This is a genomic window from Pseudomonas sp. KB-10, from assembly GCF_018221585.1.
GTDB lineage: Bacteria > Pseudomonadota > Gammaproteobacteria > Pseudomonadales > Pseudomonadaceae > Aquipseudomonas > Aquipseudomonas yangonensis.
The window spans coordinates 340,737-354,968 of sequence record NZ_QYYB01000006.1 but is presented as its reverse complement, the minus strand read 5'-3'; the positions used below and the strand labels follow the sequence as shown (position 1 = coordinate 354,968).

The 14,232-nt window shown below is 63.2% G+C and carries 9 protein-coding genes; 2 read left to right on the top strand and 7 right to left on the bottom strand.

What is annotated here, in order from left to right; all coding sequences use genetic code 11:
* The first annotated feature begins 91 nt into the window (after positions 1-91).
* The gene (locus tag DXK50_RS18215) at positions 92-2,056 is read left to right on the top strand and encodes an alkyl/aryl-sulfatase (protein ID WP_212631300.1); all 1,965 of its coding nucleotides are present in this window, start codon (positions 92-94) and stop codon (positions 2,054-2,056) included.
* Between the two features lie 95 nt (positions 2,057-2,151).
* Here DXK50_RS18215 and DXK50_RS18210 read toward each other — a convergent pair whose 3' ends face one another.
* The gene (locus tag DXK50_RS18210) at positions 2,152-3,537 is read right to left on the bottom strand and encodes a DUF1254 domain-containing protein (protein WP_212631299.1); all 1,386 of its coding nucleotides are present in this window, start codon (positions 3,535-3,537) and stop codon (positions 2,152-2,154) included.
* Positions 3,538-4,040: 503 nt separating this feature from the next.
* Here DXK50_RS18210 and DXK50_RS18205 point away from each other — a divergent pair.
* On the top strand, positions 4,041-5,009 hold the full coding sequence (locus tag DXK50_RS18205) for a LysR family transcriptional regulator (RefSeq protein WP_212631298.1): 969 nt from the start codon (positions 4,041-4,043) through the stop codon (positions 5,007-5,009).
* Here the strand turns inward: DXK50_RS18205 and DXK50_RS18200 are convergent.
* The 6 genes from DXK50_RS18200 to DXK50_RS18175 form a co-directional block, all read right to left on the bottom strand.
* Positions 4,973-6,274, bottom strand: coding sequence for an MFS transporter (locus tag DXK50_RS18200; protein WP_161867970.1), 1,302 nt, complete (start codon positions 6,272-6,274; stop codon positions 4,973-4,975). The genes DXK50_RS18205 and DXK50_RS18200 overlap by 37 nt on opposite strands.
* Positions 6,275-6,344: 70 nt before the next feature.
* Positions 6,345-7,508, bottom strand: a complete 1,164-nt coding sequence (locus DXK50_RS18195; RefSeq protein ID WP_212631297.1) for an acyl-CoA dehydrogenase family protein — start codon at positions 7,506-7,508, stop codon at positions 6,345-6,347.
* 10 nt (positions 7,509-7,518) lie between these two features.
* Positions 7,519-9,066 carry an AMP-binding protein gene (locus DXK50_RS18190; protein WP_212631296.1) on the bottom strand — a complete coding sequence of 516 codons (1,548 nt, stop codon included), beginning with the start codon at positions 9,064-9,066 and terminating at the stop codon, positions 7,519-7,521.
* Positions 9,067-9,312: 246 nt separating this feature from the next.
* Positions 9,313-10,497: an acetyl-CoA C-acyltransferase gene (locus DXK50_RS18185; RefSeq protein WP_212631295.1), complete on the bottom strand. Its 1,185-nt coding sequence runs from the start codon at positions 10,495-10,497 to the stop codon at positions 9,313-9,315.
* A gap of 390 nt (positions 10,498-10,887) precedes the next feature.
* Complete coding sequence (locus tag DXK50_RS18180) at positions 10,888-12,795, bottom strand: patatin-like phospholipase family protein (RefSeq protein ID WP_212631294.1); 1,908 nt, start codon at positions 12,793-12,795, stop codon at positions 10,888-10,890.
* A gap of 284 nt (positions 12,796-13,079) precedes the next feature.
* Positions 13,080-14,105 (bottom strand): M20/M25/M40 family metallo-hydrolase, encoded by a 1,026-nt coding sequence (locus DXK50_RS18175; RefSeq protein WP_212631327.1) that lies wholly within the window; start codon positions 14,103-14,105, stop codon positions 13,080-13,082.
* Between the last annotated feature and the right edge of the window lie 127 nt (positions 14,106-14,232).

Genomic DNA, 14,232 nt, shown 5'->3' with positions numbered 1-14,232 from the left:
GGACCGGCTCAGCGGCCTCGCCCCGCCTGGTCGGCTCCCTTCGGGGAGCCGACCTCTCGCATTTCCTTTTCAAAAAATAACGGACAAGACCATGCCCATCTTTCGCTTAAGTGCTTTGGCGCTGGCGCTAATCGCCCTCGGCGCCCACGCCGAACAGCCGACATCCGCAAAGCCCGCCACCGAGATCACCCAGCAGCGCAACCAGGCCTGGCTGCAGCGCTTGCCGTTCGAGAACCGCGCTGATTTCGAAAGCGCCCGTCGCGGGCTGATCGAGCCTTTCACCGGCGTGGTGGAGAATGCTGACGGCAAGCCGGTATGGAACCGTATGGCGTACAACTTCCTCGACGGCAACGATGCGCCCGCGAGCGTCAACCCGAGCCTCTGGCGTATCGCCCAACTCAACAACATCGCCGGTTTGTTCGAAGTGCGTGAGCGTGTCTACCAGATTCGTGGCATGGATCTGTCGAACATGACTGTGATCGAGGGTGACAGCGGACTGATCATCATCGACCCGCTGATCAGCACCGAGACCGCCCGCGCCGGTATCGAGCTGTACTACAAGCACCGTCCGCGCAAGCCTGTGCTGGCGGTGATCTACAGCCACTCGCACGTCGACCACTTCGGCGGCGTACGCGGGGTAATCGACGAGGCCGACGTGCAAGCCGGCAAGGTCAAGGTGATCGCCCCGGAAGGTTTTTACGAGCATGCGGTCAGCGAGAACGTGCTCGCCGGGCCTGCGATGATGCGCCGGGCCCAGTACATGTACGGCGCGGTATTGCCCCGGGGCGAACGCGGCCAGGTGGATGCGGGACTCGGCAAGGGCACCCCGATCAACGCCACGGTGACCCTGATCGCGCCCACCGACCTGATCGTCGAACCGCTGGAAACGCACGAGATCGACGGGGTGACGATCGAGTTCCAGCTTACGCCGGGCACCGAGGCTCCGGCGGAAATGAACATGTACTTCCCGCAGTTCAAGACCCTGTGCATGGCCGAGAATGCCACCCATACCCAGCACAACGTACTGACGCTGCGCGGCGCCCTGGTACGCGACGCCAAGGTCTGGGCGCACTACCTGGACGAGGCGCTGGTGCGCTACGGTGACGAGGCAGAGGTATTGTTCGCCCAGCATCACTGGCCGACCTGGGGCGGTAATGATATCCGCGACTACCTGGCCGACCAGCGCGACATGTACGCCTTCCTCGACAGCCAGACGCTGCGCCTGATCAACCAGGGGCTGACGCCCACCGAGATCTCCGCGCAGCTGTCTTCGTTGCCGCCGCGCCTGGCCGGCAAATGGTACAGCCGCGACTACTATGGCTCGCTCAGTCATAACGTACGCGCCGTGTATCAGCGCTACATGGGCTTCTACGATGGCAACCCGGCCAACCTGGACCCGCTGCCGCCGGTAGATACCGGACGCCGTTACGTCGCGGTGATGGGCGGTGCCGAAGCCGTATTGAAGGCGGCGCGTCAGGCCTTCGAGGCAGGCGATTATCGCTGGGCGGCGCAATTGCTCAATCATCTGGTGTTCGCCGAGCCGGACAACGCCGCTGCGCGGGCCCTGCAGGCCGATACTCTGGAACAGCTCGGCTACCAGAGCGAGAACGCCACATGGCGCAACGTCTATCTCAGCGGTGCTCACGAGTTGCGTCAGGGCGTGGCCGAGGCCCGCGCACGCAACGGCGCGCCGGACATGGTGCGGGCGCTGACACCGAGCATGTTCTTCGACTATCTGGCGGTGCGCATCGATGCCATGAAGGAGGCCGACCGCGACCTGCTGATCAACTGGCGCTTCACCGACCTGGACGAGGACTACGCGCTGACCCTGCGCAACGGCGTGCTCACCCATCGCAAGGATTCGCGCCACGCCCAGGCGGATATCGGCGTGAGCATGACCAAGGCGCTGCTCGACCGCATCGCCCTCAAGGAAACCGGCTTCCTCAAGGAGGCGACCATCGGCGGTATCGAGATCGACGGCGGGCGTGTGCAACTGCTCAAGCTGCTCGGCGGGCTGGACGAGTCGAATCCGCAGTTCAACCTGGTCACACCCTGAGCTGCAACGCAAAACGCCCCTCCCGGTGTGGACCGGGCGGGGCGTTTGTTCGTTTGCGCTATGCAGGGCTCGGTTGGCGCGGGTGCGCGTCAGCCTCAGGACTGGGTCTTGATCATCGGCGGTAACCAGCGTTTTTCCAGTACTTCAGGCCGTGGCCAATACAGGCGCAGGAACAGGTTGAACGGCCCCAGTGGCGCCGGCAGCCAGTTGCGACGTCGCTCGGCTTCGAGCGGTTGCTGATTTTGTATATACAGGTCCAGCGAGCCGTCAGCGTTGTAATGCAGGTCATCTCGGTCGCCCAGGGAGTAGCGGTTGATCGGGTTGGCCGAAAGCAGTTGGCGCTCGTCATATAGCGTCAGTGACCAGAAGGCGCGTGCGGGCGGCAATTGGTCGGCGGCGAAGTGCAGCACGTAGCGATGCTGGCCGGACAATGGCTGGCCATGCTCATCGACATGCAGATTAGGATAGATGGCGTCGTCCGGCTCATTGGCACCCAGTCCGATTTTTGCCACCAATGCCCGCTGTTGGTACCGAGTGCCGTACTCGCCCAGCTCGTAGCCGATGCGCCAGCCGTTGTAGGTTTTACCCTTGCCCATGAGGCTCTGGCGGTCCTCGAGCAGGGCCACCACACGCCGGTAGCCCAACGCGCTGCCCAGCCGCTGCAGGGGCGACTGCTGCAAGTCACAGTCATCATCGAGCAGGCCGGCGGCGCGGATACGCTCGAGCATGGGTGCGTCCTCGGCGCGGGCGGGGTTATCCCGCAGCAGGGTGCAGAAAGCAGTGAAGAACGCCTCGCGGCTCCAGCCGGACAGTTGCCTGTCTGGCCCCTTGCCGCGCTCCAGCGGGGGCAGTTCGGCCATTCTGGTTGGCGTCGTATCGCTCTGCCGGCCTTGCCAGGCGCTCAATGGCATGAGTCGGAAGCGGTTTTGCAGCGCATGGACCTCGCTGTAGTCGGCGGGGCCGCGGCTCTTGATACGGCCAATCATCCAGGCCAACTGAGTCGGGATGCGGATCAGTTGCATGTCTGCCGGGACCTCGCCCTGCCAGGTCGGACCGGCAACCAGAAAGTCCTGCGCGGCGCTACCGATGGTGCGGGTGCCGGGGCTGCTGACCACATTGGTCCAGGCGTCCATGATCGGCATCATGTAGTAGTGACCGGTGGTGTCGGGGATGCTCATGACTACCGGTTCATGACGCAGGTCGAAGTGCACGATGCTGTACAGCGTGTCGACATTCGGCGACACAACGCTGTTGAAGCTTGCATCCGGGAAGCGTCGGCTATGGCGAAAGCCGTTTATCGAGGTGGTGCCCATCAACTGCTGGTGTTGCTTGGTCAGCTCCATCATCACCAGGGGGTAGGCGAACAGATAGGCCTGCGCGGTTTCCCTGGCCTGCTCCGTCACGCGATAGGCAGCCAGACCGCCTAATGCGACGGTACTGGCGAGGGCCAGTGCCCAGCGACGTCTGCAAAGGCGACTCATAGGTAGGCTCTCCCGCGTCGCTGGTGGATAGGAGTGGCCGCAGTGGGCCGTGCCGAAGGCATATGCATTGTTGTTATCTCCGGTTGTGAAAGGGCTGCCGACCTTCTCGCCTGATGACAACCAGGGCGTGGATGGGGCAGTAGGGGAGTCGTCAGTGCGCCGGGTATCGTTCGCTGAGTGGCTTGCGATGCAAGGTCACTGACGTGGTGCTACGGAATAAAAAAACGTCGTTGGCTCGGGTACTCCGACGACGTAAAAAGTGCGTTTCAACGAAGCCGCGAAAGCGCGTTTCATCCCTCGCTTGTACGCTGTGCTGTCGAGCCGAAAAGACCAACCAGACACCTGTCAACGTAAGCTCGCGGGTCCTTTCAGTCGGTATCCCGGGTTGCCAGGGCTCCCTTCGCGGTGGCGTTTCGGAGATACTAGGAAGGCGCGCAAAGCCTCACAAATAGCGTCTTCGGATAGATGCCATAACGCTTCGGTATGGCCCCAGAGAGAACCGCATGACCCTCAAGCAACTTCGTTATCTGATTGCCATCGCCGAGGCAGGGAGCTTCTCCGCCGCGGCCAGACGGGCATACATCGCCCAGCCTGCCCTGAGTCGGCAGATCAGCCTGCTGGAAAGCGAACTGGAGATGCAGTTGCTGGAGCGCCAACATGACGGCGTGGCGCTAACCGATGCCGGGCGAAGGTTGTATGAAGTGTCGCGATCGGTGGTGCAGAAGCTCGATTCGGTAAAGGACGAGCTGGCCTCGACCCGTGGTAACCCCATCGGACATGTGTCCATCTCCATCCCCGCGACGGTTTCGGCATTGCTGCTGCCGGAAATCATTCGTCGTGCCGAAGCCAAGTTTCCTTCCATCAACCTGACCATCTGCGATGGGCTGACGCGTGAGGGCGGTCAGTCCATCGAACTGGGCAAGGTGGATTTTGGTGTGCTGCCCAATGCCGAGGAGCTCGAGCACGTGGTCGCCGAGCCGATCTTCACCGAGGATCTGTACTGGGTGGGGCCAGGCTCGCCGGCAGAGAGCGGCACGCCGATCAGCCTCGCTCAGGCCGCAGCTACCCGCTTGGTGATGGCGCCCAAGGCCATGCATCTGCGTCGGCGTATCGAGCAGGCGGCGATGGAAGCGGGGGTGACGCTCAACGTGGTGTTCGAGCAGCAATCTGCTCCCGGTGTCGCCAGCCTGGTAAGGCATGGCCTGGCGGCGACCATCTGCAACTGGCCGCCGCTGGCGGAGCTGTTCGAATCTACTGCGGCGCGGCTGATCGTCGAGCCGCGCATCACCCGTACCGTGTCCATCGCCCATTCCGCGCACCGGCCGCTGTCCTTCGCTGCGTCCTGCATGCGCGACCTGGTGCGCGGGTTGCTATTGGAGATGGCCAGCGACGGTCGATGGCGGGGCAGCCTGATCGAGCGCAATGCAGAGGCAGATCAGGCTCGCGAGCTTGCCGCCGACATGACCTCCTGAGCCCCCAGGCGCTCGCGCGAGCGCTGCGGATTCATGCTCACCAGGCCGATCAGGCCGGCGACCACCAGCACGCCGCCGCATACCAGAAAGCCCTGGGCATAGCCCAGCGGATGCGCGGCACCGGCGCCCTGTACCAGCATGCCGGTGATCACCGGCGCAGACAGACCGGCCAGCGAGGCCACTGCATTGCCGATGGCGAGAATGCCGCCGCGTTGGCTGCTGGGCGTGAACTCGCCGAGCATCGCCGGGCCCACCGAGTACATCACCAGTGCCAGGCCGCCGCTCAGAGTCAGGCAGGCGACGCGGGTGGCGACCGACAGTTCGGTCAGTATCAGCGAGGCCGACAGCAGGCCGCTGGCGATCAGGCATAGCGAAACGAATGCACCGCGCGCCATTCGCGATGAGTAGCCGCTGCGCATCAGGCGCTGCGACAGCCAGGCCATGAACAGGCTGAGCGGGGTGGTGACCACCACGAACATGACGAAGATATGCCCGGTCTTGAGTGGGTCGATGCCCAGGCCGATCTCCAGGTAACTGGGCACCCAGGTCAGGGTCAATGCCAGTGACCAGTTGGCCGCGAAGTGGCAGATGTAGTTACCCAGCACGCTGCCATCGCTGAGCAGGCGGCGGTAGGGCAGGCGATCGGAATCCGCAGCCTGTTGACCGACGCGCAGGCTGTCGAGGCTGCCTTCACGCCCAAAGCGCAGCCACAGCACGCACCACACCGCGCCGATGGCGGCCAATACCGCGAAGTTGACCCGCCAACCGTAGTTCAGGCTAATCCAGGGAATCATCGCGCCGGCCACCAGCAGGCCCATGGCGCTGCCGGAATGCAGCAGGGCCACTGGCAGGCTGCGGCGATCATTCGGAAACCACTTGTACAGGGCGTGGGTGGCGACGGGCGAGGCGGGGCCTTCGCCGATGCCGAGCAGCACCCGGCAGGCGACGATCATCCACAGGGAGCTGGCGAATAGCATGGGCAGTTGGATCAGCGACCAGAACAGGCCCATGCCCAGCAGCAGGGTACGGGTTGGCCGGCGGTTGGCGAGGAAACCGCCGACCACGGCCGAAATGGCGAAGAACCAATGCAGCGCGCCGCCGATCAGGCCGAACTCGGTCGGGCTCAGGCCCAGTTCCTGGGTCATGGGCACGGCTACCAGGCCGATCACCACCTTGTCGAGGAAGTTGACCAGCATCATGAAGGCCAGCAGGAAGGCGATGATCCAGGCTTTACGTGCGTTGAAGGCAGGGGCTTCAAGTGTCATGGCGGAGATTCTCTGTCTTGTTCTTATGAAAAAGGCCCGCCCCGCGTGGGGGGCGGGCTTGTCCTGAGCCCTAGTTGGGCATCAGGATGCCCTTGGCGATGGTGTTGCGCTGGATTTCGCTGGTGCCTGTGAGGATGCGCATCATACGGCTCGCACGGAATAGCCATTCGACCGGATGACCCTTGATCAGGCCGGCGCCGCCATGGATCTGTACCGCTTTGTCGGCGATGCGGAAGGCAGTCTCCGAGGCATACAGCTTGCACATCGGTGCCTGCACCTTGATGTCGCCGCCGGCGTCGTTGTTCGCGGCCGTGGCGTACATCATGCTGCGTGCGGCGTACAACTCGGTGGCCATGTCGGCGAGCATATGGTTGATCGACTGGAACATGGCGATTGGCTGGCCGAACTGCTTGCGGGTACGGGCATAGTCCAGCGACAGGTTCAGCGCCAGGCCGGCCATGCCGAGCATGGTCGGGCAGTGCAGCAGGCGATTGAGGGTGATACGTCCCATGGCCAGCTTGAAGCCGGCGCCTTCGTCGCCGATGCGGCTCTGCACCGGCACGCGCACGTCCTTGAGCAGGATGTTGCCGTGGGCGCCGCCGCCGGACATCACCGAGTAATCGCTGTCGATGCTGACGCCTTCGGCGTGCAGGTCGACGAAGAACGCCGAGATACCCTGCGGCCCGCGGCCCGGCTCCGTGACCGCGAGCAGTACGGCGAGGTCGGCATAGGGCGCACCGGAGATATAGCGCTTGGCGCCGTTGAGCACATAGTGGTCGCCCTCCAGACGCGCCTCGGTGCCGATGGCGGTCGCGTCCGAGCCGGCCTCTGCCTCGGTCAGGGCGAAGCACACGGCCTTCTCGGCACGACAGATCGGTCCCAGGAAGGTTTCCACCTGGAACGGGTTGGCGACCTTGAACAGGTGGCCGACCCGTGGCGGACCGGACAGCTCGCCGAGGATGTGGGGCGCCAGTGGCGAACCGGTGAGCACCGCTGCCTCCTTCAGTGCGCACAGGTCGGCGACGCCCAGCCCGGCGCCACCCAAGGCCTCTGGCAGCATGGCGTTGTAGAAGCCCAGCTCGCAGGAGCGACGCCAGATGTCGCGCAGCAGCGGCTTGGCCACCGGCTCGCCCCAGACGATGCCTTCGCGCTTGGCGAGCGGGGCGAGTTCGTCGCGGGCGAAGGCGTTGATGCCCTCAATCAGGCGAGCGGCTTTTTCACTTGGCTTGGTCATGTTCGTTTCCTCAGATGCGGCGGTCGCTGTTCTGCCAGTAGGCTTCGCGAATCAGGCGGCGCACCACCTTGCCGTTGGGGTTCTTCGGCAGCTCCTTGGCGAAGTCCACCGCGCGTGGTTTCTTGAAGCTGGCCAGGCTGCGCCCGCAGTGCTCGATGATCGCCTCGGCGCTGAGCGTCTCGCCCGGTTTGAGCACCACCACGGCGCGCACGGCTTCGCCCCATTGCTCGTCGGGCACGCCGACCACGGCTGCCTCGAACACCTGCGGCAGGCTGTAGAGCACCTGTTCTACTTCGGTGGGGTAGATGTTGAAGCCGCCGGAAATGATCATTTCCTTCTTGCGGTCGACGATGAACACGTAGCCACGCTCATCCACCGTGGCCAGGTCGCCGGTGAGGTAGTAGCCGTCGCGCATCACTTCTGCGGTCAGCTCCGGCGCCTGCCAGTAGCCCTGCATGATGTCCGGGCCCTTGACCACGATCTCGCCAATCTCGCCGGGCTTCACGTCTTCGAAATCGTCGTTGACCACCCGCAGGTCGGTCTCGAAGTAGCAACGGCCGCACGACGCCAGGCGGCTGAAGTCGCCGTCCTCGACCAGGTGGTCCTGCTCGGTCAGCACCGTCACCAGCGAGCAGGTCTCGCCAGCGCCATAACCCTGGGCCAGGATGGGACCGAACACTTCGATGGCGCGCTTGACCAGCGCTGGCGCCATGGGCGCGGCGCCGTACATCACCAGGCGCAGGCTGGAGAGATCGAAGCGCTCCACCTCGGGGAAGTTGACCAGGCGATTGATCATCGCCGGCACCAGGAACAGGCGGGTCACCCGTTCGCGCTCGATGGTCTCCAGCAGCAGCCGGTCGTCGTAGCGCTCCAGCAGCAGATTGCAGGCGCCTACCGCCAGCAGCGGCATGATCTGCATGCCGCTGGCGTGAGTGATGGGGCCGACATGGGCCATCACGTCGCCCGGCGCGGCGCGGCGGGTAGGGCTGGCGATGCTCTTGCGGATCAGCGCCTTGCGGTTGCCGAAGCTGAGCATGGCAGCCTTGAGGACCCCGGAACTGCCGGAGGTGTAGTGCAGCACGGCCAGGGCGTCATCTGCCGGGTCGCTGTACACCGGCGCCTCGCTGCCGCCCGCCAGCAACGCGCGATAGGCGATATCGCCAGCCTCGTCGTCGAGCGAGATGATCCAGCGCAGACGCGGGGTCTCCGCACGGCGTGCTTGCAGGGCCGCGGCGAAGCGACCTTCGGTGATCACCGCCTGGCTGTGCGAGTCGTTGAGAATCTGGATGATCTCGTCCAGGGACAGGCGGGCATTGATGGGTACCTTGACCATGGCCGCCTTATAGAAGGCGACTTCCGCTTCGGCCAGTTCGACCCGGTTCAGGGCCAGGATGGCGATGTGGGCCTCGGGCTGCAGGCCAAGATCGAACAGACCCGAGGCTAGGCGATTGGTGCGACGTTCGAGCTGGGCGAAGGTGATGCGCTGTTTGCTGTCGACCAGAGCCTCATGTTCCGGCCAGTAACGTGCACTACGGCTGATGATTTTTCCAAGATTCAATTTGTTGTTCTCATCGGCTGGATAATGGTTGCCGATGCTAGTCAGTTCGCTTTCTTGGCAACTAATACAAGAGTTCGATGCAGCCCATAGCGTTATGGAATGGCCGGAAGCAGACGCACCTGCAGCAACTTGGCGATTGCTGTGCAGCAATACGACAGGGTTTAAACGGGGCAGGGCGATATACGCCGAGAAGGAAAATCAGGGCTGGGCGCCCTGATTCTGTTGGGGAGTATCGTCTTCGAACAGTTACAGCACTTCGAACAAGCCTGCTGCGCCCATACCCCCACCCACGCACATGGTCACCACGACATATTTTGCACCCCGGCGTTTGCCCTCCAGCAAGGCGTGGCCGACCATGCGTGCGCCGCTCATCCCATAGGGGTGGCCGATGGCGATTGCTCCACCGTTAACGTTGAGTTTCGCTGGATCAATGCCGAGTTTTTCGGCGCTGTACAGCACCTGGCAAGCGAACGCCTCATTGAGCTCCCACAAGCCAATATCGTCGACGCTAAGGCCGTGTTGCTTGAGCAACTTAGGCACCGCATAGACGGGGCCGATGCCCATCTCTTCGGGGGCCAACCCGGCGACAGCCATGCCACGATATAGGCCAAGTGGTGCAATGTTACGCTGTGCAGCCAGACGGCCATTCATCAGGACGCATGCGCTGGCACCATCAGACAGCTGACTTGCATTGCCCGCCGTGACGCAGCCACCTTCGATAACCGCTTTGAGCTTGCGCAAATCCTCTAGCGACGTTTGCGGGCGATTGCCTTCGTCGAGGCTGAGCGTTACGTCCTCGAAGGTGACAGCGCCGGTGTCCTTGTCCACCAACTTCTTGCGTGAGGTAACGGGTACGATCTCGTGGTCGAACACGCCAGAGGCTTGTGCAGCAGCAGTGCGTCGCTGTGATTCCAGCGCATAGGCATCCTGAGCCTCTCGACTGATGCCGTAGCGCTTGGCGACCCATTCGGCGGTCTGCAGCATCGGCATATACGCGTGCGGCACCTGATTGATGACCTGTGGATCTGCCTCGGCCGCAGCCCACTGCATATGCGGGTTCTGCACCAGGCTGATCTGCTCCTGGCCGGCGCCTACAGTGACTTGCATACCGTCGACCATGATCTGTTTCGCCGCAGTTGCAATGGCCATCAGCCCGGAGGCGCACTGACGATCCAGGGTTTGCCCGCTAACGGTCAATGGCAGGCCTGCAGCCAGCAGCGATAGGCGAGCGAGGTTGGTGGAGGCTGTGCCGCCCTGCATGGCGGTGCCCATGACGACATCCTCAATTTCCGCAGCCTCGATGCCGGAGCGTTGTACGGCAGCTCGTATGGCGATGGCACTCATGCTTGGAGATTTCAGATCGTTGAACGCACCACGAAAGGCTTTGGCGATAGGGGTACGAGCGGTAGAAACAATGACGGCATCTTGCATGACTACTCCAGGGGAATCGGCGATTTGGCATTGGCTTTGTTCTAACCATTCAAGACGTCGAAGAGGTATCAAACCGCTTCGGTACGGCGAAACTGCTTCGCCTCAAACTGGATTCAGACCAAAGAGTCCATCGCCAACTTAAGAGGAACTCAATTATTTGAGAAATGACATGTCGTGATCCCTGGTATTCAGCGTGTGAATTTATCCGGAGGCGATTTCTGCCCAGGCGCAGTGATTTCCAGCTCGAGGCGGGCGAGGACCACATGTCCGTTCCGTTTCGGGTCAGCACCCGTGTGCCGGAGGAGTTGATGAGCACGCGGCGTTACTGAACCGCACTGCAGTCACGAAGCAGCGATAGGGGCCACAATCACCATTTCCCGGCGGCCAGGCTTATATGCGTGGCCGCAGTTTCAGTTCTGGGGTGGGCTTGGGCGCATCCTTGGCCGGGTGGCTGTCGGGGTGCTGCTCGATCATCTGAGCGATCGCCCGCAACTGCTCGAGCATGGCCCTGGCCAGCCCGGCCTGGGTGCGGTACAGGCCAGCGTCCGGGTTTTGCTCCAGGTCGTTGAGCCCCTTGAAGGGGTAGCTGTAGCGCCTGGCTTCGGGGGTGAAGAAGCGCTGGTAGTCGTGCTCGGTGCCGTGCAGCTCACGACAGGCGCGCTCCAAGCTTTGCAGCTGTTCTGCAACGCTGGCCAATTGCAGGCGCAAGCGGATGATCTGGTGGTTCTCCCAGTTCATCGGCGAGGCTTTTGCGCCGGGCTGCCAGCACTCCGGGTTGCCGAAGCGCAAGACGAATTGCTGGCCGGCTTCGCGTCCGTAACCGGTCAGGCGTTCGATGCGCTCGGCAGGCATGGTCAGGTTGAGACCGCCTTCCTCACGGGTCAGCTGAATCAGGCCGATGCGGTCGCGAAAGCCCGGCATCAGCGACAGGGTTTCATGGTTCCAGTCCTTGGCCACGTTGCTGAGTTGGGCGAGAAAACCGCGTAGCGCCGGCAGGCCGCTCTGCGGGAAGCGCCGCCAATAGGCGAGCCGCGCATCGCCATTGTTGCGCGGGAAGCGCACGCGCTGTTCGTCCGAGCCGTCGGTCGGCCCCAGATCCAGGCCGAAGGTGGGGCGCCGGGGTAGGGCGGCGTCGAAGAAGTGAATGGGGAAGTTGGAGCTGATACCGCCATCGGTGAACCAGCAGCGCTCGAGTTTCTTCTCACGCTTGCGGTAGTCCACGGCATGCAGTGGCACGGCGCTGAGCAGCAGCGGGAAACTCAGGCTCATGCGCACCGCGACGATCACCGGCAGATCGTCCGGCAAGGGCATGCGCAAGTAGCCGTCGCTGCGCTCATCGCTGCCGGGGCGTTGGCGCGCGCTCATCCAGGCCACTACGCGGCGCGGGAACAGGCGGGCGAACTCCTCCTCACGGAAATGGAACTGGTTGTTTTCACGTACCTGATCGTCGTCGCGAAAGGGCAGGCGGAAAGGGCGCGCCATGCTCAGGCAGGTGGTCATGACTTGCAGGTCGATGCCGTGCGCGCGCAGGTCGCGGAAGGTCAGCGGTCGTTCGCATTCGATAGTTCCGGCGTGCTGCGCGCAAAACGCCTGCTGCCCGCTGAGTCGGTCGAAGTAGTGGGTCAGCCAGATGGTCAGGGCTTCGTCCGGAGCCTGGTCATCGGCCTCAGGCAGGCCGGTGCAAATGCCGAAACCATTTTGCGGCAGCTCGCGCAGCGCGGGCAGCAGCAGGCGGCAGGCAGCCCCGAACACGCCGCCAAGCGCGGCGAACGACAGCAGCCAAAGCCACACCAATAGATTGCCGCTGGCGATGGCGCTGCTCCACAAAGGCCCGCCGGCGACGAGCGCGCCGACCAGGGCGGCGAGCTTGTGCCGCATCAGCATCACCTTGAGGGGCGCCAGCAGGCGCGCTCGCGGCCCCTTGCCCTTGGCTTCGAGCGAGGCGATGAAGGTGTCGAACAGCGTTCGCAGCGCCGGAATGGGCTTGAACAAGGCCAGCAGCTTGGTGCCATGGCCGTCTGCCGCGGGTGTGCAGAGGTGTTCGGGCAAACGCTCGATTTCGGCGAAGCCGGCCGGGTCGCTGTTCAGTTGCCCGCTCTGGAAACGCTGGCGGCCAAGTTCGGCGGCGGCAGCTGCCGCGGCGGCGATGGCCCCGGCACTGGTGCCACCGATGCTGCGCAAACGAAATGCCTTGGCAATCTCGGTAATGGCCAGCGGATAGACGATGCCACTGGTGATGCCGCCCTTCATGATCAGGTCGCATTCCCTGGCGAATACCGCCTGGCGCGAATCGTTCATCTACTGCTCCTTGTCGTCATGCCGAACGCAGGCGCGGGCATGATAACGCGGCTTTGCTGTCGTTTTGCTAGTGCATGAAGCGGGGGGCGTCGAGGTTGGTGACGCGCAAGTTCACCTACTGGCGGGTTACATGCTGGCGCCGCTGGTGCTTCAGACGTGCGAGGCAGACCGGCGATCAGGCGCCACCAGTGCGGTGACGCATCACCGCTTGCGGACGAGCGGGCCTGCTGCCGCCGTTACTGGATCCAGCGTGGTAGGGAGCTCTGTTGCGTGGACGTGTTCGGCTATTCGGAATCTGCGAGAAACTCAACCAACGTGCGGGCGCAGGCAGTAATGCCGTCCGCCAAAATCACCTCATAGCCATGTGTGTTTTCGGTGGGAATGGCCAGGCAGCCGGTCTGCGCAGAGATGCCGCTGGCCAGAACAGCACTGGCATCGGAGGAGAAATCCACCAGTAATGCAAACTGAGGCGAGTAACCGCAACGCTCTGCTGCGCGCTGCAGTCGCTCGGCGATGGTGCGGGTGTAATAGGCTTTCATATCGCCCGTGCTGATGATGGGGGCGACGCGCAGCTCGGTGCCATATTCTTCAAGTACCGGCCCCACCTCGAGAGCCACTGTTATGTCGCATGGCAGCGTTCGCGCTGCGTACATGGCGCCTGCCTGAGATTCCTCCTCCATCGTGGTGAATACGAAGTAGACGTCGCATCGCAGCTCCCGCTTCCTGCTCGCCACCAACGCGGCAGCCTCAAGGGCGGCGGCTACCGGGGCTCGGTCATCGAGAAAATGAGCGGCGATGGCGTCATTCACCTTCCAAGGCGCTCGCCAGTGACGGGAAAGCACCACGCGGGTGCCTGGGCGAACTCCGGCAAGTCTCAATTCTTCAACGCCGAGTCGAGTGATCACGTGCACGTCTTGCCAACTCACCGCCCCATCCTGCACGTCCTTGCCTTGGGGCGATTCGCGGGTTGCATGCATCGAGCCGAAGGAAAGCACGCCTGGCAGGACCTTGTCCTCTGCCAATATATCCACCGGGCACATGCCGAAGTTCACCGGATTGGCTCCGCCCAACGCCACCACGCGCAAAGTCCCATTGGCCTCAACGCGCTTCACTATCATGGCGATCTCATCAAGGTGCGCCATGACCTGTACGCTCTTGATCGGCGGAACACTGCTTTCCCGGTGCTGCTCTCGAATCAGCCCGATCAGGTTGCCCGCAGCGTCTGTCCATACCGCGTCACAGTGCTTGACCAATTCGGTATGACACACCGCGCGAACCTCGGTCTCTTGCCCTCCGGGCCCCCGAGCCATTAACAGCGCTTCCAGCAAACGATTGCCAATCCCTGTCGTGGGCTCTTCCACTGCTGACTCCCGGGCGTTGAGAAAAATCAGATGCTTGGAAGACCGGTAAAGCAGCCGCTCGGTTCGCACTTTTTAC

Excerpts from the sequence above, each read along its gene's own strand:
- DXK50_RS18205 (WP_212631298.1), top strand. The coding sequence starts at position 4,041 with ATGACCCTCAAGCAACTTCGTTATCTGATTGCCATCGCCGAGGCAGGG.
- DXK50_RS18180 (WP_212631294.1), bottom strand. The coding sequence starts at position 12,795 with ATGAACGATTCGCGCCAGGCGGTATTCGCCAGGGAATGCGACCTGATC.
- DXK50_RS18185 (WP_212631295.1), bottom strand. The coding sequence starts at position 10,497 with ATGCAAGATGCCGTCATTGTTTCTACCGCTCGTACCCCTATCGCCAAA.
- DXK50_RS18175 (WP_212631327.1), bottom strand. The coding sequence starts at position 14,105 with ATGGCTCGGGGGCCCGGAGGGCAAGAGACCGAGGTTCGCGCGGTGTGT.
- DXK50_RS18200 (WP_161867970.1), bottom strand. The coding sequence starts at position 6,274 with ATGACACTTGAAGCCCCTGCCTTCAACGCACGTAAAGCCTGGATCATC.
- DXK50_RS18215 (WP_212631300.1), top strand. The coding sequence starts at position 92 with ATGCCCATCTTTCGCTTAAGTGCTTTGGCGCTGGCGCTAATCGCCCTC.
- DXK50_RS18195 (WP_212631297.1), bottom strand. The coding sequence starts at position 7,508 with ATGACCAAGCCAAGTGAAAAAGCCGCTCGCCTGATTGAGGGCATCAAC.
- DXK50_RS18210 (WP_212631299.1), bottom strand. The coding sequence starts at position 3,537 with ATGAGTCGCCTTTGCAGACGTCGCTGGGCACTGGCCCTCGCCAGTACC.